The sequence below is a fragment of the Micromonospora sp. NPDC047756 genome, assembly GCF_055587245.1.
In genome coordinates this window covers 531-22,943 of record NZ_JBVJGQ010000008.1, presented here as the reverse complement: position 1 = coordinate 22,943, position 22,413 = coordinate 531, and the positions used below count along the sequence as shown (strand labels likewise).

Below are 22,413 nucleotides of genomic sequence, written 5' to 3'. Positions count from 1 at the left end.
CGGGCAACCACTGGGAACACCCGCCAGGCATCCCCGGTTGCGCCCGCGCACGGCCGAGCACCACACGGCCGGCGGGCTGCCGCCGGGAACACCCGGCAGCCCGCCCCGGTTACACCCCCGGACCGGCCGAGCACCACAACAGGCTGATCCCCTCGCGGTCAGGCCGGAATGACCGGCCACCGCGACCGGTTACGCCCCTGTCCCGACGCCGACCCCGTTGCGGGTCGCCGGGCAAGAACTTTCCCGCGCCACCATCCCCCGCTGTGGTGTGGGTTTCCCCCTAAGGCAGAGGAGCACGCCATCATGCGTACCGATCTGATCCGTAAGACCGCCCTGACCGCCGCTGGGCTCGCGTTCGCCGGTGGTGCGATCGCCGGGCCGGTGACCGCCGCTTACGCCATGTCCGATGCCAAGCCCACCACTCAGGCGCAGACTGACCGTAAGGGTCATGGTGAGCGGGAGTTGGGTGTGCGGTACGAGGCGCAGCCGAACTTCTACTACTGCGGGCCCGCCGCGACCCGTAACGCCCTGAGTGTGCAGGGTAAGAACATCAACGTCGATGACATGGCCAAGGAGATGGGCACCACCGAGGCCGGCACGAACTCGATCAACGACATCACCCCGGTGCTGAACAAGGAGACCGGTAAGAACAACGCCTACCGGTCGGTCGAGATCAGCACCCCGGACGCCGACGCGACGCAGACCGACCGGCTGCGCGCCGACATCGTCCGCACCGTCGACGACGGCAGGGCCGTGGTCGCGAACATCGCCGGGACCAGCACCGACACCACCGGCGTGAGCCACTCCTACGAAGGCGGGCACTACATCAGCGTCGTCGGCTACCGCGACAACGGTGACACCGTCACCATCGCCGACTCCGCCGACGCCAACCAGGCCGCCTACCAGATCAGCGTCGAGCACCTCGCCGACTGGATCGCCACCCGCGGCTACGCCACCAGCTGACCCCCACACCCCACCACCAGCACCAGCACCAGCACCGAAGGGCCGGACCCCCACCACGGGGCCCGGCCCTTCGGCATGAGCTCAGTCGGCGGCGAGGTCAGTCGGTGGCGAGGACGGCCAGGATCTGCTCGCCGTACTTGGCGAGTTTGTTGTCGCCGACCCCGCTGACCTTGGACAAATCACCGAGCGTGCCGGGTGCGTCGCTGGCTATCTGGCGCAGCGTCGCGTCGTGGAAGATGACGTACGCCGGGACGCCCTGTTCCTTGGCGGTGGTCGCGCGCCAGGCTCGCAGCCGCTCGAACAGCGACGCGGCGGCCGGGGTCAGCTCGGCCACGACGGTGGGCGCGCCGCGCGGCTTCGATGAGCGGCTCGATGCCGGCTTCTCCGGCTCGCGGCGCATGGTGACCGTACGGCGGCGAGCGAGGACGTCGGCGCTCGCCTCGGTCAGCGCCAGCGTGCCATAGTCGCCCTCGACGGCGAGGAGCCCTTCGGCGAGCAGTTGCCGGACCACGCCCCGCCACTCGGCCTCGCTGAGCTCGGAGCCGATGCCGAAGACGGTCAGCGAGTCGTGACCGTACTGGCTGATCTTGTCGGTCTGCTTGCCGAGCAGGATGTCGATGCAGTGCCCGGCGCCGAAGCGCTGGTTGCGTTCGCGGTCGAGGCGGAAGACGGCGGAGAGCAGCTTCTGCGCGGCGACGGTGCCGTCCCAGGACTCCGGTGGGGTGACGCAGGTGTCGCAGTTGCCGCACGCGGTCGTCGTCGTCTCGCCGAAGTATTCGAGCAGTTGGACCCGGCGGCAGCGCACCGTCTCGCAGAGCGCGAGCATCGCGTCCAGGTGTGTGGCCAGGTTGCGGCGGTGGGCGAGGTCCCCGTCGGACGTCTCGATCATTTTGCGTTGCTGGACCACGTCCTGGAGCCCGTACGCCAGCCAGGCGGTGGACGGCAGGCCGTCACGCCCGGCGCGGCCGGTCTCCTGGTAGTAGCCCTCGACGGACTTGGGCAGGTCGAGGTGGGCGACGAACCGCACGTCGGGCTTGTCGATGCCCATGCCGAAGGCGATGGTGGCCACCATGACCAGGCCGTCTTCCCGCAGGAAGCGCTGCTGGTTGCGGGCGCGGGTGCCCGCGTCCAGCCCCGCGTGGTAGGGCAGCGCGGCGACCCCGTTGGCGGTGAGGAACTCCGCCGTCTTGTCGACCGAGGCACGGGACAGGCAGTAGACGATGCCGGCGTCGCCGGGGTGCTCGTCGCGCAGCAGGGTCAGCAACTGCTTGCGGGGCTCGCGTTTGGGCACGATCCGGTATTGGATGTTGGGCCGGTCGAAGCTGGCCACGAAGTGCCGGGCGTCGTCGAGGTTGAGCCGGGTGGCGATCTCGGTGCGGGTGGCGCTGGTCGCGGTGGCGGTCAGGGCGATGCGGGGCACCTGCGGCCAGCGTTCGTGCAGCATCGAGAGCGCGAGGTAGTCGGGGCGGAAGTCGTGCCCCCACTGGGACACGCAGTGCGCCTCGTCGATCGCGAACAGGGAGATGCGGCCCCGGTCGAGCAGGGCGAGGGTGGAACGGACGCCGAGCGCCTCCGGGGCGAGGTAGAGCAGGTCCAGTTCGCCGGCGACGAAGGCCGCCTCCACCCGCCGCCGGGCGTCCAGGGTCTGGGTCGAGTTGAGGAACCCGGCGCGTACGCCGACCGCGGTGAGGGCGTCCACCTGGTCCTGCATGAGCGCGATCAGCGGGGACACGACGACGGCGACCCCGTCGCGGACCAGGGCCGGGATCTGGTAGCACAGGGACTTGCCGCCACCGGTGGGCATCAACACCAGCGCGTCGCCGCCATCGACCACGTGATCGATCACGTCCTGCTGGAAACCACGGAACGCGTCGTAGCCGAACACCCGGCGCAGCGCGTCGAGGGCGTCGGAGGCGCTACGCAGGTCGGTGGGAGAAGCCATCCGGGGAGTCTACGAGCCGACCCCGACAGCACCCGCCCGGCGCACCCGGGTCGGGTGGGCCGGACGGGTGGCGTCAGCCGGGCTGGCTGGATCGGTTGGCCAGGCCGCGTGGCGGGGCCTTCATCCCGACCACGATGTCGACGATCTCGATGTAGCGGGCCTTGTTGCCCATGCGGAAGGCGGTGGCCGCCGCGTTGATCTCCTCCAGGGTGTCGGCTTCGACCATGGTGACCTGGTCGTACGTGCCGTTGACCCCGGTGCAGACGACGTGGGTGAGCTGCTTGGCGAAGCGGCCCAGATCACGGGCGTGCTCGGCGGAGATCTCGTGGATGCCCTCCCGTCCGAGGGCGAAGTACTCGGGGTTGATCCGCATGAACAGGAAGCCCACGTACGTGTTCTTGTCCGCCAGGTCGTGCATCGCACCCTCCCAGATATCGGCCTTGACCTGCGGTTATCGCAAGGAGCGTATAGACAGTTACTGATCGTCATCAAGTGCGCGCTCTGTCGGGAGCGCGACCGCCGGGCGCTCGGTGTGTGCCGTCCGGCCACGGGTGCCCGGCGCTGACCGGGTGGCGGGATAGAGTCGCTGATTGACCAATCGCGGCCGACGGCGGCCGCGGCGCCACGGCTTGGGGGTACGGGTGAGCGAGGCGCGCACAGCCGGGGACCGGATGGACGGCCCGGATGCCGGTGACGAACAGGTGGCGGCTGAGTCGGAGACCACCCTGGTGGTGGTGACCGGCCTCTCCGGGGGTGGCCGCAGCACTGTGGCCCGGGCGTTGGAGAACGTCGGCTACTACGTCGTGGACAACCTGCCGCAGGCCCTGATGTTGGACATGGCGGAGCTGGCGTTCAAGGCGGGCGGCGCGGCTCGGCGTACCGCGATGGTGCTGGACGTGCGGTCGCGGGCCTTCTCCACCGACCTGGCCGGGGCGATCCGGGAGCTCAAGGAGCGCGGTTTCTCGCCCCGGGTGGTCTTCGTCGACGCCGACGACGAGGTGCTGATCCGGCGGTTCGAGAGCGTCCGCCGTTCGCATCCGTTGCAGGGTGACGGGCGGCTGGCCGACGGTATCGCCGTCGAGCGCGGCCTGCTGGAGGAGGCTCGTGACCAGGCCGACGTGATCATCGACACCAGCCACCTGAACGTCAACCAGCTCCGGCGCCGCATCGAGGAGCTTTTCGGCGGTGAGGACGCCCGTCGGCTGCGGGTCACCGTGTTGTCGTTCGGCTTCAAGTACGGCCTGCCGCCGGACGCCGACTTCGTGTTGGACGCCCGCTTCCTGCCCAATCCGTACTGGGTGCCGGAGCTGCGTGAGCACACCGGGCGGGAGGAGGCGGTCAGCGCGTACGTGCTGGGCCAGGAGGGCGCGGACGCCTTCGTCGCCTCGTACGCCGACCTGGTCAACGCCACCACCACCGGCTTCGAGCGGGAGGGCAAGCGGTACCTCACCGTCGCCGTGGGCTGCACCGGCGGCAAGCACCGCAGCGTGGCCATCGCCGAGGAGTTGGCCAGCCGACTGCGTCACTCGGGGTTGGCGGCGAACGCCCAGCACCGCGACCTGGGGCGGGAATGACGACCCGGCGGGTGGTGGCGTTCGGCGGCGGGCACGGTCTGTCCGCCTCGTTGCGTGCGCTGCGCCACTGTGCCCCCGAACTCGACCTCGACATCACCGCTGTGGTCACGGTGGGTGACGACGGTGGCTCCAGTGGTCGGCTGCGGGCCGAGCGGGGTGGCCTGCCGCCGGGAGATCTGCGCCAGGCGTTGGTGGCGTTGGCCGGTGACCACCCGGCCACCCGGCGCAGCGCCGGGCTGTTCCAGCACCGCTTCGCCGCCGCGCCGGTGGGCGTACCCGGATCCGGGGCGACCGGGCCGGGCCCGGCCGCGGGCGGCGACGCGGGCCGGCACGGCGCGGCGTCGCGCGGCACCGACGGGGCGTCGGCCGGCACCGACGGTCTGACCGGGCACGCGGTGGGCAATCTGGTGCTCTGCGGCCTCATGGAGCTGCTCGGCGACCCGGTGGCCGCGCTGGAGCACGCCGGCGCGATGCTCGGCGCGGTGGGCCGGGTGTTGCCGATGTCGCGCCAACCGGTCGGCATCGAGGCGCGGGTACGCGGTGCCGACCCGGCCGCCCCGGACGACGTGTGCACGGTCAGTGGCCAGCACCAGGTGGCCGTGACCACCGGGCGGGTCGAGTCGTTGCGCCTCACCCCGAGCGCCCCTCCGGCGTGCGCCGAGGCGATCGAGGCGATCCGGGCGGCCGATTGGTTGATCTTCGGGCCGGGCAGCTGGTTCACGAGTGTGCTTCCGCACCTGCTGGTGCCGCAGTTGGCCGACGCGATCGTGTCCACCTCGGCCCGGCGGTTGGTCACGCTGAACCTCGCCGCGGAGAAGGAGACCCTGGGCCTCTCCGTCGCCGATCATCTCGCGGCGCTGCACTGGTACCTGCCCGAACTCAAGGTCGATCTTGTGCTCGCCGATGCCAAGGCGGTGGGTGACCCCGAACCGGTCGAACGTGCGGCAGAATCGCTGGGTGCCCGCCTGGTCCTCGCCCCCGTCGCCGTTGTCGACGGGACTCCCCGCCATGATCCGGCTGCCCTGGGCGCCGCGCTGGTGCCTGTCCTGGGCGCCGATCGTTAGACACGTACGTAATCTCCGGCGACACGCCGGAACAGGTCCGTGAGGGGACGCACAATGGCGATGACGGCCGCGGTCAAGGACGAGCTGAGTCGGGTCGACGTGCCCAAGCCCTGCTGCCGGCGGGCGGAGATGGCCGCGCTGCTGCGCTTCGCCGGCGGGCTGCACATCGTCTCCGGCCGCGTGGTGGTGGAGGCGGAACTGGACACCGGGGCGGTCGCCCGGCGGCTGCGCCGGGAGATCGCCGAGGTCTACGGCTACCCCAGCGAGATCCACGTGCTGGCCTCCGGTGGGCTGCGCAAGGGCAGCCACTTCATCGTGCGGGTGGTCAAGGACGGCGAGGCCCTCGCGCGCCAGACCGGCCTGCTCGACGTGCGCGGTCGTCCGGTGCGGGGGCTGCCCCCGCACGTGGTGGCGGCCAACGTCTGCTGCGCGGTCTCCGCGTGGCGGGGCGCGTTCATGGCCCACGGCTCGCTCACCGAGCCCGGCCGCTCCAGCGCGCTGGAGATCACCTGCCCGGGGCCGGAGTCCGCGCTGGCGCTGGTCGGCGCGGCCCGCCGCATCGGCATCACCGCGAAGAACCGCGAGGTACGCGGGGTGGACCGGGTGGTCGTCAAGGACGGCGACGCGATCGCCGCGCTGCTCACCCGGATCGGCGCGCACTCCAGCGTGCTGGCCTGGGAGGAGCGTCGGGTACGCCGCGAGGTGCGGGCCACCGCCAACCGGCTCGCCAACTTCGACGACGCCAACCTGCGCCGCTCGGCGCGGGCGGCGGTCGCCGCGGCCGCCCGGGTCACCCGTGCGCTGGAGATCCTCGCCGACGAGGCGCCCAACCACCTGACCGACGCCGGTCGGCTGCGTCTTGAGCACCGGCAGGCGTCGCTGGAGGAGCTGGGCGCCCTGGCCGACCCCCCGCTGACCAAGGACGCCATCGCGGGACGGATCCGCCGGCTCCTGGCGCTGGCCGACAAGCGGGCCCGCGACCTTGGCATCCCGGATACCGAAGCGGCAGTCACGCCCGACATGCTCGTGGTCTGATAGGACGGTGGGGCCGCACGGTGCGCCCGGGAGCACGACCCGGCGCAGCGTGGTCCCGCACGCTCGGATAAGGTCGCTGAGTACGGCAAGGGGGCCGACACCGGCCTTTCTCGTCGTGCCCACCGCCTCGGGCGGTCAGGTCCTCAGACCGCGCGGCGGGGTGGCCGAGATGAACCGTCGACGGCCGGCTCCAACGGTCGGCGCACACCATTCCCGCCGGCCCGTTGTCTGAAGCCGGCGGACCAGAACGCGAGGAGATGGGACCTGTGACCATCCGGGTTGGCATCAACGGCTTTGGCCGAATCGGCCGTAACTTCTTCCGGGCAGTGCTGGCGTCTGACGCCGACATCGAGGTCGTGGCGGTGAACGACCTGACCGACAACGGCACGCTCGCCCACCTGCTCAAGTACGACAGCATCCTCGGTCGCCTGCCGTTCGAGGTCAAGGCCACCGCCGACGAGATCACCGTCGGTGGCAAGACCATCAAGGCGTACGCCGAGAAGGACCCGTCGAAGCTGCCGTGGGGCGAGGTCGGCGCCGACGTCGTCATCGAGTCGACCGGCTTCTTCACCGACGCCACCAAGGCCAAGGCGCACGTCGACGGCGGGGCCAAGAAGGTCATCATCTCCGCCCCGGCGAAGAACGAGGACGTCACCGTCGTCATGGGTGTCAACCACGACACCTACGACCCGGCGAAGCACACCATCATCTCCAACGCCTCGTGCACCACCAACTGCCTCGCGCCGATGGCGAAGGTCCTGCACGACACGTTCGGCATCCAGCACGGTCTGATGACGACGATCCACGCGTACACCCAGGACCAGAACCTCCAGGACGCGCCGCACTCGGACCTGCGTCGTGCCCGGGCCGCCGCGCTGAACATCGTGCCGACCTCGACCGGCGCCGCCAAGGCGATCGGCCTGGTCCTGCCGGACCTCAAGGGCAAGCTCGACGGCTACGCCCTGCGGGTGCCGATCCCGACCGGCTCGGTCACCGACCTCACCGTCAACGTGGGTCGCGAGACCACCGTGGACGAGGTCAACGCCGCGCTGAAGGCCGCCGCGGACGGCCCGCTCAAGGGCATCCTGGTCTACAACGAGGACCCGATCGTCTCCACCGACATCGTGACCGACCCGGCGTCGTGCATCTTCGACGCGCCGCTGACCAAGGTCGTCGGCAACCAGGTCAAGGTCGTCGGCTGGTACGACAACGAGTGGGGCTACTCCAACCGCCTCGTCGACCTCGTCAAGCTGGTCGGTTCGTCGCTGTGAGCATCCGGACCCTCGACGACCTGCTCGCCGAGGGGGTGTCGGGTCGGCGCGTGCTGGTGCGCGCCGACCTGAACGTCCCGCTCGACAAGCAGACCGGTGCCATCACCGACGACGGGCGGATCCGCGCGGTGCTGCCGACCCTCGGCGCGCTGGTCGAGGCCGGCGCGAAGGTGGTCGTCTGCTCGCACCTGGGCCGCCCGAAGGGCGCTCCGGACCCACAGTTCAGCCTGGGCCCGGTCGCCGGGCGGCTCGGTGAGCTGCTGGGCGCTCCGGTGCACTTCGCCACCGACACCGTCGGTGAGTCGGCCCGCGCCACCGTCGCCGACCTGGCCGACGGCCAGGTCGCCCTGCTGGAGAACCTGCGTTTCAACGCGGGCGAGACCAGCAAGGACGAGGCCGAGCGGGGTGCCTTCGCCGACCAGCTCGCCGCGTTCGGCGACGCGTACGTGGACGACGCGTTCGGTGCCGTGCACCGCAAGCACGCCAGCGTCTTCGACGTGCCGGCCCGGCTGCCGCACGTGGCGGGTCGGCTGGTGCTGCGTGAGGTCGAGGTGCTCTCCAAGCTCACCGGTGACCCCGAGCGCCCGTACGTCGTGGTGCTCGGTGGGTCGAAGGTGTCCGACAAGCTCGCCGTGATCGAGGCGCTGCTGCCCACCGTCGACCGGCTGCTCATCGGTGGCGGGATGTGTTTCACCTTCCTCAAGGCCCAGGGCCTGGAGGTGGGCACCTCGCTGCTGGAGAAGGAGATGGTCGACACCTGCCGCAACCTGCTGGAGCGGGCCAACGGCAAGATCCTGCTGCCGGTCGACGTGGTGGTGGCGGACGCGTTCGCTCCGGACGCGGCGCACGACACGGTGCGGGTCGACGGCATCCCGAGCCATCGGCTCGGCCTGGATGTCGGCCCGGAGACGGTGGCCGGCTTCAGCGCCGCGCTGTCCCAGGCGAAGACGATCTTCTGGAACGGCCCGATGGGCGTGTTCGAGATGCCGGCCTTCGCCGCGGGCACCCGGGGGATCGCCGAGGCGATCACCAAGGCGGACGCGTTCAGCGTCGTCGGTGGCGGTGACTCCGCCGCGGCCGTCCGGGCCCTGGGGCTGGACGAGTCGTCCTTCGGGCACATCTCCACCGGTGGTGGCGCCTCCCTGGAATACCTCGAGGGCAAGACCCTCCCCGGCATCGCGGCCCTGGAGAACTGAATGTCGAGCACCACCCGCCGGCCGCTGATGGCCGGCAACTGGAAGATGAACCTCAACCACCTCGAGGCCAACCTGCTGGTGCAGAAGCTGGCGGCGAGCCTCACCGAGAAGCAGCTCACCGACGTCGAGACGGTGGTGCTGCCACCCTTCACCGACCTGCGCACCGTGCAGACCGCGGTGGACGGGGACAAACTGCTGATCGGCTACGGCGGGCAGGACCTCTCCCCGCACGCGTCCGGCGCGTACACCGGGGACATCTCCGGGCCGATGCTGGCGAAGCTCGGCTGCACGTACGTGGTGGTCGGGCACTCCGAGCGGCGGGCCTACCACCACGAGGACGACGCGCTGGTCAACGCCAAGGTCAAGGCGGCGCTGACGCACGGTCTGACGCCGATCCTGTGCGTGGGGGAGGGGCTGGACGTCCGCGAGCAGGGCACCCACGTGGCGCACTGCTCCGACCAGCTCGACGGCGGCCTCGCCGGGCTCACCCCCGAGCAGGTGCGGCAGGTCGTGATCGCGTACGAGCCGGTGTGGGCGATCGGCACGGGCAAGACCGCGACCCCGGACGACGCCCAGGAGGTCTGCGGGGCGGTTCGTCAGCGACTGGCGGAGCGCTTCGACCAGGAGACCGCCGACCAGGTTCGGGTTCTCTACGGCGGCTCGGTCAAGGCGTCGAACATCGCCTCGATCATGGCCCAACCGGACGTGGACGGGGGCCTGGTGGGGGGCGCCAGCCTGGACGCGGAGGAGTTCGCTCAAATCTGCCGGTTCCCGGAGCACCTCGCCCGCTGATCGCTCGGTATCCTGGACACCGCCCGTCCGCCGGTCGGTGCCGCCGTGCCCGATCAGACCGGGCGAGGATCGCTACGAGAGGAACTGACCCCAGCCATGCCGATCTGGTTCGCATACACGTTGATCGTGTTGCTGGTCATCACGAGCATTCTGCTCACCCTGCTGATCCTGCTGCACCGCGGCAAGGGTGGCGGCCTGTCGAGCATGTTCGGCGGTGGCGTCAGCTCCAGCCTCGCCGGCTCCTCGGTGGCGGAGAAGAACCTGGACCGCTACACCGTCCTGGTGAGCGTCGTCTGGTTCGCCGCCATCATCGGGCTCGGGCTCTGGCTGCGCCTCCAAATGAACAGCGGCGCCTGAGCAGGCTCAGTAAGTCGTACAATCTGCGCGCGGTTCGTCACTCGACGGGCCGCGCGCAGGCTTTTCTCCGCTGCACCGCGTCGCCCGCCGCTCCACCCCCGAAGACGGCGGGTCCCCTCCGACGACAGGAGCGAGCAGCCGTGCCGAATGGCAACGTTATCCGGGGAGCCCGGGTCGGGTCCGCGCCGATGCGCCCCGACGAGCGGCACCAACCCGCCCCCCGACAGGACGTCACCTACTGGTGCCGTAACGACCACCGGATCGACATCCGGATCGCCGCGGATGTCGAACCGCCACCCCTGTGGGACTGCCCCCGCTGTGGCCTACCCGCCGGTCGGGATGCCCAGAACCCGCCAGGTCGGGTCCGCGCCGAACCGTACAAGAGCCACCTGGCGTACGTGAAGGAGCGGCGCACCGCCGAGGAGGGAGAGGCCCTGCTCGCCGAGGCGCTCGCCGCACTACGCCGTCGACGCGGCGAGTAACGGCCTCAGCGCAGGCTGCGCAGTCGAGCGGGCACGTCGGCTGCCGCTGCCCGGTCCAACAGCCAGCGGGTGCGGTGCACGCCGTGCACGCCGGCCGCCGGCAACTGCACCGGTCCTGCGCCGGCCAACGCCATACCCACCGCGCGGGCCTTGTCGGCGCCGGCGGCCACCAGCCAGACCTCCTCGGCGGTGTTGATCGCCGGCAGGGTGAGGGTGGTCCGCGTCGGCGGCGGCTTGGGGCTACCCCGGACCGCGCTCACCGGCCGGGTCTCGTAGCCCACCGGGTGCTCGGGGAAGACCGAGGCCACGTGGCCGTCCTCGCCAACGCCCAGCATCAGCACGTCGAAGTGTGGCAGGGTGGCGTGCCCGGGCCGGGCGGCGCGGGCCAGCTCCTGCGCGTACGCGGCAGCCGCCGCCTCGGGGTCGTTGCCGGCCGGGCCGTCCGAGGCCGGCATCGCGTGCACCCGGGCCGGATCCAGTGGCACCACGTCCAGCAGGGCGGCCCGGGCCTGCGTCTCGTTGCGGTCCGGATCACCGGCGGGCAGGAACCGTTCGTCGCCCCACCACACGTCGACCCGGGACCAGTCCACCGCGTCGCGGGCCGGCAGCGTCGCCACCGCCCGGTAGACCGCCGCGGCGACCCGACCTCCGGTGAGCACCACCGAGGCTTCGCCCCGGTCGGCCTGGGCGTCGAGCAGCTTCACCAGCAACCGGGCCGCCACGGCCTGCGCCAGCAGGTCGGCGTCGGCGTGGACGGCGACACTCGCCTCACTCATGGTTGCGCCTTCGTTTCCCGACCGCGAGGCGGTCGCTGTCGTGCCTGGGGCGGTGTGCCCGAGGTGGTGGGGCGAAAACCCCGGAGAGTGCGGGGCAGGGCCGGTGCGTACCGGCCCTGCCCGACGTTGTGCCCCCGGCTGGGCTCAGCCCTCGCCGCTCGTGCCGACGTGCGCGGTCACCCCGGCCTCGGCGCGTTGTGCGGTGGCCGGATCCTTCCAGACGTGGACCCGCTGCGGGGGGCGCTGATCCAGCCCCCGCAGCCCGACCGTCGCGCCCAGCGCCTCCGCGTACACCTGGTCGGCGTCCAGCCGGCGCAGCTCCTCGGCCAGCTCGTCGCCGAGCGGGCGGCGCACCAGCGGCAGGGCCCGATCGTCCTGGCCCGTGCGCCGGAACACGGCCATGCTGTCCTCGCGGGTCAGCGTCAGCTGATCGCCGTTGGCGCAGCTGAGCTGCACCTCCCGCATCCGGGGGAACTCGTCGCTGTCCACCCGGCGTGGGGTGATGCCGAGCCGGCTGGACAGCCAACCGGCCATCAGCGCCGCCGTCGGGTCGGTGGGAGGCGCGGTGATCGTCGCCTCGGTGACCTGGGCGTTGGTGGTGTCGAAGGCCCCGGCGACCAGGGTGCGCCACGGGGTGATCCGGGTCCACGCCAGGTCGGTGTCGCCCGGGGCGTAGTCCCGGGCCCGCTGCCGCAGCGCCTCCACCGGGTCGGCGGCCTGCGCGGCGTCGGTGATCCGCCGGTCGGCCACCACCCCGAGGAAGTCGGTGGCGATCTCCGCCGGCGGCTCGCCGTGCCACCAGGTGACCACCGGTACGTCGGGGACGAGCAGCGGCATCACCACCGACTCGGCGTGCAGGGACAGCCGGCCGTACATCCGGGTGACCACCGCCTCGCACGGGCCGAGCCGGCCACCGACCACGATTTCCGCGTCCAGTCGGTTGCGGTCCCGCTCGATCTCCGAGCGGACCACCACCACGAGGCGGCACGGGTGCGCCGCGGCGGCGATCGTCGCCGCGGCCTCCGCCTCCCGGACCCGCTTCTCGTCCACGACCACGATGAGGGTGAGCGCCATGCCGCTGGCCACCCCGCCGGCGCTGCGCCGCTCGGCGGCGAGCGCCTTGACCACCTCGTTGCCGGTGGTGTCCCACAGCCCGATCATGCTCGTCTCCAGGCGCGGCCCTCGCGGGCCAGCATCTCGTCGGAGGCCCGGGGGCCCCACTCGCCGGCCCGGTACGGCTCCGGGGTGGTGCCCTCCCAGGCGTGCTCCAGGGGGTCGATCACCTGCCAGCTCTGCTCGACCTCGGCCGCGTCCGGGAACAGGGTGCGGTCGCCGATCAGCACGTCCAGCACCAGACGCTCGTACGCCTCGGGGCTGGACTCGGTGAACGCCTCGCCGTACTGGAAGTCCATCGCGATGTCGCGGACCTCCATGGTCGTGCCCGGCACCTTCGAGCCGAACTTGAGCACCACGCCCTCGTCCGGCTGCACCCGGATGACCAGCTGGTTGTTGCCCAGCGACTCCATGTCGGCGTCGTTGAACGGCAGGTGCGGCGCCTTCTTGAACATGATGGCGACCTCGGTGACCCGCCGGGGCAGCCGCTTGCCGGCCCGGATGTAGAACGGCACCTCCGCCCAGCGGCGGTTCTGGATGCCCAACCGCACCGCCACGTACGTCTCGGTGGTGGAGCCGGCGGGGACGTCCCGCTCGTCCAGGTAACCGACAGCGCGTTCGCCGCCGACCCAGCCCGGCAGGTACTGACCGCGCACGGTGTCCCGGGCGACGTCGGTGGGCAGGGTGATGGCCTTGAGCACCTTCAGCTTCTCGGCCCGGATCTCGTCGGCGTCGAAGCTGGTCGGCTCCTCCATCGCCACCAGGGCGAGGAGTTGCAGGAGGTGGTTCTGCAGCACGTCACGGGCGGTGCCGACGGTGTCGTAGAAGCCGGCACGGGTGCCGATGCCGACGTCCTCCGCCATGGTGATCTGCACCGAGTCGACGTACTTGGAGTTCCACAGCGGCTCGAACAGGTTGTTGGCGAACCGCAGGGCGAGGATGTTCTGGACCGTCTCCTTGCCCAGGTAGTGGTCGATCCGGAAGACGTCCTGCCGGGTGAACACGTCGTCGACGAGGTCGTTGAGCGCCTTCGCCGACGGCAGGTCGTTACCGAACGGCTTCTCCACCACGACCCGGCGCCAACCGCCGGACTTGTTGTTGTCGGCCATCCCGGTGCGCGCCAACTGCTTGAGCACGACCGGGAACGCGGCCGGCGGAATGGAGAAGTAGAACGCCGCGTTGCCGGTGATGCCGTGGGTCTGGCGCAGATCGTCGAGCGTCGAGGCGAGGGTGTCGAAGGCGGCGTCGTCGTCGAACGAGCCAGGAACGAACTTGATGTTGCCGGCCAGCCGCGCCCACACCTCGTCCCGCCACGGGGTGCGGGCGTGCTTGCGGGCAGCCTCGCACGCGAGGGTCTCGAAGTCGCCGTCACCCCAGTCCCGGCGGGCGAAACCGAGCACCACGAAGCCCGGCGGCAACAGCCCCCGGTTGGCCAGGTCGTAGACCGCAGGGAGCAGCTTCTTGCGGGCCAGGTCGCCGGTCACCCCGAAGATCACCAGAGCACAGGGCTCCGGGATTCGGGGCAACCGGCGGTCCTGCGGGTCGCGCAGCGGGTTCACCGAACCGCCTCCTCGCTCCGCCTCAGTCACGTCGTCCATCCTCACGCCCGCAGATCACCGGCCGCGTCCAGTAGTTGGGCGACACCGGCGGCCCGGTCGGTGAGGTGCAGGCGCAGCACCGGCCGCTCCCGACCGGCGAGAGCCTGCCGGTCACCGGCGGCCTGCGCCGCCTGCAACTCACCGAAGGTGTACGGCTTGCCCGGCACCGCCAGGTCCTCGGCGACCGCGCCGGTCACCTGGAGGTAGCTGCCCACCTGCGGGCCGCCCTTGTGGTACTGGCCCGTCGAGTGCAGGAAGCGCGGACCCCAGCCGAAGGTGACCGGTCGGCCACCCGCCTGCGCCAGCAGTGACCGCAGCTTGGCTGTGTCGGCGTCGGCGAACCGGTCGAGGTACGCCATCACCGCGAGGTAACCGTCGTCGCCCAGCCCGTCGAGCAGCCAGCGCAGCACGCCGGCCAGGTCCCCGGGGGCGCCCTGCGGGGCGTACACCTCGATCGCGCCCTCGGTGAACGACGGCGTCTCCGCCGGCAGGCCCGAGGCCAGGATCTTGTTGGTGTTCTCCTTGGACTCGGTGACGTTCGGCTGGTTGAACGGGTCGATGCCGAGCACCACGCCGGCCACCGCGGTGGCGTACTCCCAGGCGAGGAACTGCGCGCCCAGCGGGCCGTTGACGGCCACGTCGGGGTTGGCCCCGCCGCCCGGCACGTCACCGGGGGCCAGCGCGCCGCCGTAGCTGACCGTCAGCACGTCCGCGCCGGTGGCGCCGGGGCTCTGCGGAGACTCCACGACCACCGGCAGGATGCCCACCCCGGCCTTGCCCGTCGACTCGGCGATCAACTGCTCGGCCCAGTCGCCGAGCCCGTCGATGCCGGTGCCGTCGGAGACCAGGGCGACCTTGTCCCGGGCGAGCGTGGCCGCCGCGCCCAGGGCGGCGCCCAGCGCCAGAGCCGGGTTGTTCTGGTCCGCGCCCAGCGACGTGGCCAGCGCGTCGGCCTGGTCGAGCAGCTCCGCGACCTCGACCCCGGCCAGCGCCGAGGGCACCAGACCGAACGCGGTGAGCGCCGAGTAGCGGCCGCCGACGTTCGGGTCGGCGAGCACTGTGAACGCACCCATCTCGGCCGCGGTGGCCTCCAGCGGCGAACCCGGGTCGGTGACGATGACGAAGTGCCGGCCGGCCTCCGCCTCGGTCATCCCGGCGTCCAGGAACGCCTGCCAGTACGCGCGCCGGTGGCTGTCGGTCTCCACCGTCGACCCGGACTTGCTGGCCACCACCACGACGGTGCGCTCCAGCCGGTCACCGAGCGCCGCCCGGACCTGGCCCGGGTCGGTGGTGTCCAGCACCGTCAACGGGCGGCCCAGCGTCTGGGTGATCACCTCGGGCGCGAGCGACGAGCCGCCCATGCCGGCGAGCACCACGTGATCCAGGTCGGCCAGCTCGGCCTTCAGCTCGGCCAACTGCGCCAGCAGCTCCCGGCTACGCCGGTGGGTGTCCACCCAGCCCAGCCGGATCTTGGCCTCGGCCTCGGCGTCCGGACCCCACAGGCTGGCGTCCTTGCCCGCCAGCTTGCCCGGGACGCCGGCCTTGACCAGCGCGTCCCGGGTCGAGGCCGGCGCGGCCTTGTCGACCGCGTCCGCGCCGTACACGGAGAGCCCGGCGGCTGCCTCCACCGGCCCCGCAAGCAGGTCGCTCATGCCGTCACTCCGCTTCGCTGCGTGCCGTCATGAGTCGTTGCACTGAGCCTGCTGATTCGCTCGCTGCGCTCGCTCATGCCGTCACTCCGCTTCGCTGCGTGCCGTCATGAGTCGTTGCACTGAGCCTGCTGATTCGCTCGCTCATGCTCCACCAGCCTTGTCGGCGGCCTTGGCGTTGCCCTTGGCGGCCTTGTTCGGCGCGCCGGTGCCCTGCGCCGCGGCCTTCAGCGACTTGGTCACCCCGTCGAGCAGCTCCTGCCAGCTGACCTCGAACTTCTCCACGCCCTCGCGCTCCAGGGTGGCGATCACGTCGGCCAGGTCGACCCCGACCGACTCCAGGTCCGCGAAGACCTTCCGGGCCGCGTCGTAGGCCCCGGTGACGGTGTCACCGCGGGTCTCGCCATGATCGGCGTACGCGTTGACGACCGACTCCGGCATGGTGTTGACGGTGCCGGGGGCGATCAGCTCCTCGACGTAGATGGTGTCCCGGTAGTCCGGGTTCTTCGTCGAGGTCGACGCCCACAGCGGCCGCTGCGGGTGCGCGCCGGCGGCGGCGAGCGCCTTCCAGCGGTCCGAGGCGAACACCTCGGTGTAGCGCTCGTACGCCAGTTGGGCGTTGGCGACGGCGGCCTTACCCCGGAGCGACTTGGCCTGCTCGGAGCCGATCTTCTCCAGCCGCTTGTCGACCTCGGCGTCGACCCGGGACACGAAGAAGGACGCGACCGAGCCGATCTTCGACAGGTCGTGGCCGTTGGCCTTGGCCTGCTCCAGGCCGGCGAGGAACGCCTCCATGACCGCCGAGTAGCGGTCCAGGCCGAAGATCAACGTCACGTTGACGCTGATCCCCTCGGCGAGCGTGTCGGTGATGGCCGACAGGCCCTCCTCGGTGGCCGGGATCTTGATGTAGAGGTTGGGCCGGTCGACAAGCCACCACAGCGCCTTGGCCTCGGCGACGGTCTTGTCCGCGTCGTGCGCGCTGCGGGGGTCCACCTCGATCGAGACACGGCCGTCGACGCCGTCGCTGCCGTCGTACGACGGGCGCATCACGTCGCACGCCCACCGCACGTCGTACGTGGTGAGCATGCGCACGGCCTCTTCCACGTCCACATCACGAATGGCGAGGTCGCGCAGTTGCCAGTTGTACTCGTCGGCGTCGCTCAGAGCCTTGGCGAAGATCGTCGGGTTGGTGGTGACGCCGGCCACGTGCTTCTCGCGGCGGAGCTGGTCCAGCCCGCCGGAGCTCAGTCGTACCCGGGAAAGGTCGTCGAGCCAGACCGCCACGCCCGCGGCGGTCAGCTCATTCAGCTTGTCGGTCATGCCGTCCACGCTCCCTCAGTTGCCGGTCGTGAAACCGGTGATGTCGCCCACCCGGGCCAGAGAGGCGTGTGCCGCCGCCACGATCCGGTCACCGGTGAACCCGAACTGCTCGAAGAGCACGGTGTGCGGGGCGCTCGCGCCGTAGTGCTCGATGCTGACGCTCTCGCCCAGGTCACCGACGATGCCGCGCCAGGACATCGCGATGCCCGCCTCCACGCTCACCCGTGCCTTTACCCCGCGGGGGAGCACCGATTCCCGGTACGCCTCGTCCTGCTCGTAGAACCACTCCTGGCACGGCATCGAGACGACCCGGGTCGGGGTGCCGTCGGCCTCCAGCCGCTCCCGGGCGGTCAGGCAGAGCTGCACCTCGGAGCCGGTGCCCACGATGATCACCTGAGGCTTGCCGTTGGACGCCTCGGCCAACACGTAGCCACCCTTGGCCACGCCCTCCGCGCTGCCCAGGACGTCGCGGTCCAGGGTCGGCAGCGGCTGACGGCTCAACGCCAGCGCGGTGGGCCGGTCGGTGTGCTCCAGCGCCTGCCGCCACGCCCAGGCGGTCTCGTTGGCGTCGGCCGGGCGGACCACGTCCAGGCCGGGAATGGCGCGCAGCGCGGTCAGGTGCTCCACCGGCTGGTGGGTCGGGCCGTCCTCGCCGAGGCCGATCGAGTCGTGCGTCCAGACGAAGGTCACCGGCAGCTTCATCAGCGCGGCCAGCCGCACCGACGGACGCATGTAGTCGCTGAACACCAGGAACGTGCCGCCGTAGGGGCGGGTGCCGCCGTGCAGGGCGATGCCGTTGAGGATCGCGCCCATGGCGTGCTCGCGGATGCCGAAGTGCAGCGTGCGGCCGTACTCGTGCCCGGGGAAGTCCTTGGTGGCGTGGGTGGCCGGGATGAACGACGGCTCGCCCTTCATCGTGGTGTTGTTGCTCTCGGCCAGGTCGGCCGAGCCACCCCACAGCTCCGGGAGCACCGGCGCGAGCGCCTCCAGCACCTTGCCGGAAGCGGCCCGGGTGGCCACACCCTTGGCGTCCGCGGGGAAGACCGGCAACGCGTCGGTCCAGCCGTCGGGGAGTACGCGACCAGCCAACCGCTCGTAGAGCGCGGTGCGCTCCGGGTTGGCCTTCTTCCAGGCGTCGAACGCCGCGGTCCACTCCTGCTCGGCCGCGTCGCCGCGCCCCATCACCGCGCGGGCGTGGCTGAGCACCTCCTCGTCGACCTGGAAGGTCTGCTCCGGGTCGAAGTCGAGGATCCGCTTGGTGGCCTTCACCTCGTCGGCGCCGAGCGCCGAACCGTGGATCTTGCCGGTGTTCTGCTTGTTGGGCGCGGGCCAGCCGATGATGGTGCGCAGCGCGATGAAGGAGGGGCGGGCGGTCTCCGCCTTGGCGGCCACCAGCGCCGCGTACAGCGCCTCGGCGTCCTCGTGGTAGTCGCCCTGGTCGGCGTCGCCGCTGCGCCAGTCGACGGTCTGCACGTGCCAGCCGTACGCCTCGTAGCGGGCGGCCACGTCCTCGCTCTTGGCGATGCGGGTGTCGTCCTCGATGGAGATCTCGTTGTCGTCGTAGATCACCGTGAGGTTGCCCAGCTGCTGGTGCCCGGCGAGGGCGCTGGCCTCGTGGCTGATGCCCTCCTCGATGTCACCGTCGGAGACGATGCACCAGATGTCGTGGTCGAAGACGGACGCGCCGAGCTCGGCCTCGGGGTCGAACAGGCCGCGCTCACGGCGGGCCGCCATGGCCATGCCGACCGCGTTGCCCAGACCCTGCCCGAGCGGGCCGGTGGTGGTCTCCACGCCCGGCGTGTGCCCGTGCTCCGGGTGCCCCGGCGTCTGCGAGCCCCACTGCCGCAGCGACTTGAGGTCGTCCAGGCTCAGCGGGTAACCGGAGAGGAACAGCTGGATGTAGAGCGTCAGGCTGGAGTGCCCGGCGGAGAGAACGAACCGGTCGCGGCCGGGCCAGTTGGGGTCGGCCGGGTTGTGCCGCATGACGCGGTTGAAGAGGAGGTACGCCGCGGGCGCGAGGCTCATCGCGGTGCCCGGGTGACCGTTGCCGGATTTCTCCACGGCATCCATGGCCAGCACGCGGACGGTGTCTACGGCCCGGCGATCGAGGTCGGACCAGTTCAGTGCGGGGTGCTCGGGTCGTTTAACAGCCACGATGGTTGTGCTCCTCGGCAGATGGGCGGAACCCTCACCGATGACCTTATCGAGCGTCCCTAAACATGCGCCCGGGGATCTGCGCATGGTGTGCGCTACGTGACCATCCGGATGCTCGGTTCAACCCGGTGGTGTGACGGCCCGCACCGTTGTCGGGTCGGCCGGGCAGCCAAAACGACGACGCGTAGTGTGTGGGTCGGTATGCGGGCCTGTGCGGTCCCGACCAATCCGATCTCCCCGTGCCCGATGCCGGAAGGTGGCAATCCGTGAGCATGATCACCGAGCGCCCCGCGAGCAACCCGGCCGGGCCACACCCGGCGCGGGCGGCCGAGGGCCCGGTGGCCCGGCGGGACGTACGCGCGGTTGTCTCGGCGTACGTGTCGCTCACCAAGCCGCGGATCGTCGAGTTGCTGCTGGTCACCACCATCCCGGCGATGATGCTCGCCGAGGGTGGACTGCCGTCGCTGTGGCTGATGGCCGTCGTGCTGATCGGCGGCTCGCTCGCCGCCGGTGCGGCAAGCGTCCTCAACTGCTACATCGACCGCGACATCGACCAGCTGATGCGGCGTACCAAGCGTCGGCCGCTGCCGGCACACACCGTGTCGCCGCGAAGCGCGCTGATCTTCGGTCTGGTGCTGGCGGCGGTGTCGGTGGCCCTGATGGCGGTGTTCACCAACCTGCTGGCCGCCGGGCTGACCCTCGCCGCGATCGCCTACTACGACCTCGTCTACACCCTGTGGCTCAAGCGTTCCACTCCGACGAACACCTTCTGGGGCGGCGCCTGCGGGGCGGCTCCGGTGCTGATCGGGTGGGCTGCGGTGACCGGCTCACTGGCACCGGCTGCCTGGGGGCTCTTCGCTGTGGTCTTCTTCTGGCAGATGCCGCACTTCTACCCGCTCGCCATGAAGTACAAGGACGACTACGCCCGGGCCGGCATCCCGATGCTGCCGGTGGTGGCCTCGATCCGCCGGGTGAACGCCGAGATCCTGATCTTCGCGTGGCTCACCGTGCTCACCTCCCTGGCCGTCTGGCCGCTGGGGCTCAGCGCGATCTACGGGGTGCCGACCCTGGTGGTGGGTGCCATCTTCATCCTCGAGGCACATCGGCTCTGCCGGCGCGCGACGCGCGGCGAGGCGGTCAAGCCGATGCGGCTGTTCCACTGGTCGACGACGTACCTGACGATCGTCTTCGTGGCCGTGGCGCTCGACGCGCTGATCTGACCCGTCCCGCCCGACTCCGCTCTCCGCGTCGAATGCGGTGGCCTGCGTCCGTCGGCTGCCGGCTTGTTGGCGCGCGGCTTGTGGGCCCGCGGCTTGTGGGCCCGCGGCTTGGCGGTCCTCGTGTTGTCCGTCTGCCGTGTTGGCCGTTCGCTGGCGCGCAGCGACTCGGGTCGGCGGCGATCGATGCCGCTGTTCTACCGACTAATCATGGACGTAGATGAGTTGTCCGGGTTTAACGTCACATCAGAGTAACTTTCGGCATGAGTCGGATCGGCTCAACCTGGGAGGGTTCGAGGCCGATTTGCCGACGTGGTTTGGCCGTAAAAGTCGGTAAATAAACGGACAGTGAACCTGTGGTCGTCCTTAAACCTGTAGGTAATTGGCATCACAAAAGGTTCATGGTTCTCGCCCGTCGGGGTGCAAGTCTGCTTAGGCTTCGCGTCATGGCAGATGGTTCCGATACGACGCTGACCGCTGAGCAGACCGCCGGCGAGCAGGCGCCCCAAGGCCTGGTTGCGGGTCTCAAGGCGTTCGCCGCAGGACACGGCGGCGCGAAGGCGGTCATCGAGTACGTCGGCAAGCGCGGCGCGCGAATCGTCCTGGTCGGTGCCGACGGTGAGTGGGGCGACCAGTTCGCCGACGACACCGTCACCGCCCGGGAGGCGTGCGCCAAGGCGGGAGTCACCGTCGAGAACGCCTGGGAGCGTGAACTGATGGACCAGATGCGTCCGAGCAACGACCTCTGGCGGTCGATGGCCCGGCGCACGATGGCCCGCTGAACAGACAGCTGAATTGACCACATATCACCAGTCGACCCGGGGGGAACCCCGGGTCGCTCTCGTCACCTGCTCCGACCTGGCCGCCCTCGACCCGGACGACCGGCTGGTCCTCGCCCCGCTCGCCACCCGTGGCGTCGCCGTCCACGCCGTCGTCTGGGACGACCCCGACGTCGACTGGTCGTCCTACGACCTGGTCGTGCTCCGCTCACCCTGGGACTACGCGCTGCGCCGCGACGAGTTCGTGTCCTGGGCGTCGACCGTGCCGACACTTGTCAACCCGGCCGACGTGGTCCGCTGGAACACCGACAAGCGCTACCTCGCCGAGCTGAGCGCCGCCAGGGTGCCAACCGTGCCGACATCGTGGATCATGCCGGGGGAGCCCTGGCAGCCGCCCGCCGAGACCGGCGAGTACGTGCTCAAACCCGCCGTCAGCGCCGGCAGCCAGGACACCGGCCGGTACGACCTGGCCGACCCGGAACACCGAGACCTGGCCGCCGCACACGTTCGCCGACTCTCCGATGCCGGCCGAGTCACCATGGTCCAGCCGTACCTGCGGGCCGTCGACACCGAAGGCGAGACGGCTCTGCTCTTCCTGGCCGGCCCCGAGGGGCTCGCGTTCAGCCACGCGATCCGCAAGGGTCCGATGCTGACCGGGCCGGACCTCGGTCCGGATGGGCTGTACAAAGCCGAAGAGATCACCGCACGCGCCGCTCGCCCCGAGCAGTTGGCGGTGGCCGAGCAGACCCTCGCGGCGGTGCCCGGCGGCACCCGACAGCTGCTCTACGCCCGGGTCGACCTGATCCCCGGCGCGGACGGCGAGCCGGTCCTGGTCGAGCTGGAGCTGACCGAGCCGTCGCTCTTCATCGGGTACGCGGACGGCGCCCCCGAGCGCCTCGCCACCGCGATCACCACTCACCTGGCCCGCAACGCCTAACCGCCCACCCAGCAAGCAACTCCCGAACGGGCCGCCCACACCGCTGCGCCCCGACGCGTCGTGCGCTGCCGCGCGCACCGCGCTGCCGTGCGCACCGTGCTGCCGTGCGCACCGTGCTGCCGTGCGCACCGTGCTGCCGTGCGCACCGTGCTGCCGTGCGCACCGTGCTGCCGTGCGCACCGTGCTGCCGTGCG

The 22,413-nt window shown here is 71.0% G+C and carries 20 protein-coding genes; 12 read left to right on the top strand and 8 right to left on the bottom strand.

Translation table 11 applies throughout. The features are described from left to right. Nucleotides 1-303 precede the first annotated feature (303 nt). Nucleotides 304-963, top strand: a complete 660-nt coding sequence (locus tag ACZ6NZ_RS25300) for a C39 family peptidase (RefSeq protein ID WP_465860517.1) — start codon at nt 304-306, stop codon at nt 961-963. A 97-nt stretch (nt 964-1,060) separates the two neighbouring features. Here the strand turns inward: ACZ6NZ_RS25300 and recQ are convergent, their stop codons facing one another. After that, nucleotides 1,061-2,905 (bottom strand): DNA helicase RecQ, encoded by a 1,845-nt coding sequence (gene recQ / locus ACZ6NZ_RS25295; RefSeq protein WP_465860515.1) that lies wholly within the window; start codon nt 2,903-2,905, stop codon nt 1,061-1,063. Between the two features lie 73 nt (nt 2,906-2,978). Further along, nucleotides 2,979-3,323, bottom strand: coding sequence for a hypothetical protein (locus tag ACZ6NZ_RS25290; RefSeq protein ID WP_366613369.1), 345 nt, complete (start codon nt 3,321-3,323; stop codon nt 2,979-2,981). 253 nt (nt 3,324-3,576) lie between these two features. Here ACZ6NZ_RS25290 and rapZ point away from each other — a divergent pair, with 253 nt between their 5' ends. From rapZ to ACZ6NZ_RS25250, 8 genes are all read left to right on the top strand, one after another. Then, nucleotides 3,577-4,479, top strand: a complete 903-nt coding sequence (gene rapZ / locus ACZ6NZ_RS25285) for an RNase adapter RapZ (protein WP_465860902.1) — start codon at nt 3,577-3,579, stop codon at nt 4,477-4,479. Continuing rightward, nucleotides 4,476-5,543, top strand: coding sequence for a gluconeogenesis factor YvcK family protein (locus tag ACZ6NZ_RS25280; RefSeq protein ID WP_465860513.1), 1,068 nt, complete (start codon nt 4,476-4,478; stop codon nt 5,541-5,543). Before rapZ ends, ACZ6NZ_RS25280 begins: the two co-directional genes overlap by 4 nt. A gap of 54 nt (nt 5,544-5,597) precedes the next feature. Beyond that, nucleotides 5,598-6,578, top strand: a complete 981-nt coding sequence (gene whiA / locus ACZ6NZ_RS25275; RefSeq protein ID WP_030337350.1) for a DNA-binding protein WhiA — start codon at nt 5,598-5,600, stop codon at nt 6,576-6,578. A 266-nt stretch (nt 6,579-6,844) separates the two neighbouring features. Then, on the top strand, nt 6,845-7,849 hold the full coding sequence (gap, locus tag ACZ6NZ_RS25270) for a type I glyceraldehyde-3-phosphate dehydrogenase (RefSeq protein WP_278147101.1): 1,005 nt from the start codon (nt 6,845-6,847) through the stop codon (nt 7,847-7,849). Beyond that, on the top strand, nt 7,846-9,045 hold the full coding sequence (locus ACZ6NZ_RS25265) for a phosphoglycerate kinase (protein WP_366613373.1): 1,200 nt from the start codon (nt 7,846-7,848) through the stop codon (nt 9,043-9,045). Before gap ends, ACZ6NZ_RS25265 begins: the two co-directional genes overlap by 4 nt. Further along, nucleotides 9,046-9,837, top strand: a complete 792-nt coding sequence (tpiA, locus tag ACZ6NZ_RS25260) for a triose-phosphate isomerase (protein ID WP_465860510.1) — start codon at nt 9,046-9,048, stop codon at nt 9,835-9,837. Nucleotides 9,838-9,933: 96 nt separating this feature from the next. After that, a complete protein-coding gene (gene secG / locus ACZ6NZ_RS25255; protein ID WP_121653040.1) occupies nt 9,934-10,194 on the top strand; it encodes a preprotein translocase subunit SecG in 261 nt (86 codons plus the stop codon). 140 nt (nt 10,195-10,334) lie between these two features. Then, a complete protein-coding gene (locus tag ACZ6NZ_RS25250) occupies nt 10,335-10,676 on the top strand; it encodes an RNA polymerase-binding protein RbpA (protein WP_366613377.1) in 342 nt (113 codons plus the stop codon). 5 nt (nt 10,677-10,681) lie between these two features. Here ACZ6NZ_RS25250 and pgl read toward each other — a convergent pair whose 3' ends face one another. The 6 genes from pgl to tkt all read right to left on the bottom strand — a co-directional run bounded on the left by pgl (nt 10,682) and on the right by tkt (nt 19,286). After that, nucleotides 10,682-11,452 (bottom strand): 6-phosphogluconolactonase, encoded by a 771-nt coding sequence (gene pgl, locus ACZ6NZ_RS25245; protein WP_366613379.1) that lies wholly within the window; start codon nt 11,450-11,452, stop codon nt 10,682-10,684. Nucleotides 11,453-11,596: 144 nt separating this feature from the next. Beyond that, nucleotides 11,597-12,613, bottom strand: a complete 1,017-nt coding sequence (locus ACZ6NZ_RS25240; RefSeq protein ID WP_465860508.1) for a glucose-6-phosphate dehydrogenase assembly protein OpcA — start codon at nt 12,611-12,613, stop codon at nt 11,597-11,599. Next, a complete protein-coding gene (gene zwf, locus ACZ6NZ_RS25235) occupies nt 12,610-14,163 on the bottom strand; it encodes a glucose-6-phosphate dehydrogenase (RefSeq protein ID WP_366613383.1) in 1,554 nt (517 codons plus the stop codon). The genes ACZ6NZ_RS25240 and zwf overlap by 4 nt, the downstream gene beginning before the upstream one ends. A 2-nt stretch (nt 14,164-14,165) precedes the next feature. Next, the gene (locus tag ACZ6NZ_RS25230) at nt 14,166-15,815 is read right to left on the bottom strand and encodes a glucose-6-phosphate isomerase (RefSeq protein ID WP_465860506.1); all 1,650 of its coding nucleotides are present in this window, start codon (nt 15,813-15,815) and stop codon (nt 14,166-14,168) included. 141 nt (nt 15,816-15,956) lie between these two features. Further along, entirely contained in the window at nt 15,957-17,132 is a 1,176-nt protein-coding gene (gene tal, locus ACZ6NZ_RS25225; protein WP_465860505.1) for a transaldolase, read from the bottom strand. 15 nt (nt 17,133-17,147) lie between these two features. Continuing rightward, nucleotides 17,148-19,286, bottom strand: coding sequence for a transketolase (gene tkt / locus ACZ6NZ_RS25220; protein ID WP_465860504.1), 2,139 nt, complete (start codon nt 19,284-19,286; stop codon nt 17,148-17,150). Nucleotides 19,287-19,552: 266 nt separating this feature from the next. Between tkt and ACZ6NZ_RS25215 the strand changes: the two genes are divergently transcribed. The 3 genes from ACZ6NZ_RS25215 (at nt 19,553) to ACZ6NZ_RS25205 (ending at nt 22,219) form a co-directional block, all read left to right on the top strand. Continuing rightward, a complete protein-coding gene (locus ACZ6NZ_RS25215; protein ID WP_366613391.1) occupies nt 19,553-20,506 on the top strand; it encodes a heme o synthase in 954 nt (317 codons plus the stop codon). A 443-nt stretch (nt 20,507-20,949) separates the two neighbouring features. Further along, nucleotides 20,950-21,285, top strand: coding sequence for a hypothetical protein (locus tag ACZ6NZ_RS25210; protein ID WP_465860503.1), 336 nt, complete (start codon nt 20,950-20,952; stop codon nt 21,283-21,285). A 13-nt stretch (nt 21,286-21,298) separates the two neighbouring features. Further along, the gene (locus ACZ6NZ_RS25205; protein WP_465860502.1) at nt 21,299-22,219 is read left to right on the top strand and encodes an ATP-grasp domain-containing protein; all 921 of its coding nucleotides are present in this window, start codon (nt 21,299-21,301) and stop codon (nt 22,217-22,219) included. Nucleotides 22,220-22,413 lie beyond the last annotated feature (194 nt).

Coding starts and splice junctions, on each gene's coding strand:
- ACZ6NZ_RS25300 (WP_465860517.1), top strand. CDS start 304: ATGCGTACCGATCTGATCCGTAAGACCGCCCTGACCGCCGCTGGGCTC.
- recQ (WP_465860515.1), bottom strand. CDS start 2,905: ATGGCTTCTCCCACCGACCTGCGTAGCGCCTCCGACGCCCTCGACGCG.
- ACZ6NZ_RS25290 (WP_366613369.1), bottom strand. CDS start 3,323: ATGCACGACCTGGCGGACAAGAACACGTACGTGGGCTTCCTGTTCATG.
- rapZ (WP_465860902.1), top strand. CDS start 3,577: ATGGACGGCCCGGATGCCGGTGACGAACAGGTGGCGGCTGAGTCGGAG.
- ACZ6NZ_RS25280 (WP_465860513.1), top strand. CDS start 4,476: ATGACGACCCGGCGGGTGGTGGCGTTCGGCGGCGGGCACGGTCTGTCC.
- whiA (WP_030337350.1), top strand. CDS start 5,598: ATGGCGATGACGGCCGCGGTCAAGGACGAGCTGAGTCGGGTCGACGTG.
- tpiA (WP_465860510.1), top strand. CDS start 9,046: ATGTCGAGCACCACCCGCCGGCCGCTGATGGCCGGCAACTGGAAGATG.
- secG (WP_121653040.1), top strand. CDS start 9,934: ATGCCGATCTGGTTCGCATACACGTTGATCGTGTTGCTGGTCATCACG.
- pgl (WP_366613379.1), bottom strand. CDS start 11,452: ATGAGTGAGGCGAGTGTCGCCGTCCACGCCGACGCCGACCTGCTGGCG.
- ACZ6NZ_RS25240 (WP_465860508.1), bottom strand. CDS start 12,613: ATGATCGGGCTGTGGGACACCACCGGCAACGAGGTGGTCAAGGCGCTC.
- zwf (WP_366613383.1), bottom strand. CDS start 14,163: ATGGACGACGTGACTGAGGCGGAGCGAGGAGGCGGTTCGGTGAACCCG.
- ACZ6NZ_RS25230 (WP_465860506.1), bottom strand. CDS start 15,815: ATGAGCGACCTGCTTGCGGGGCCGGTGGAGGCAGCCGCCGGGCTCTCC.
- tal (WP_465860505.1), bottom strand. CDS start 17,132: ATGACCGACAAGCTGAATGAGCTGACCGCCGCGGGCGTGGCGGTCTGG.
- ACZ6NZ_RS25210 (WP_465860503.1), top strand. CDS start 20,950: ATGGCAGATGGTTCCGATACGACGCTGACCGCTGAGCAGACCGCCGGC.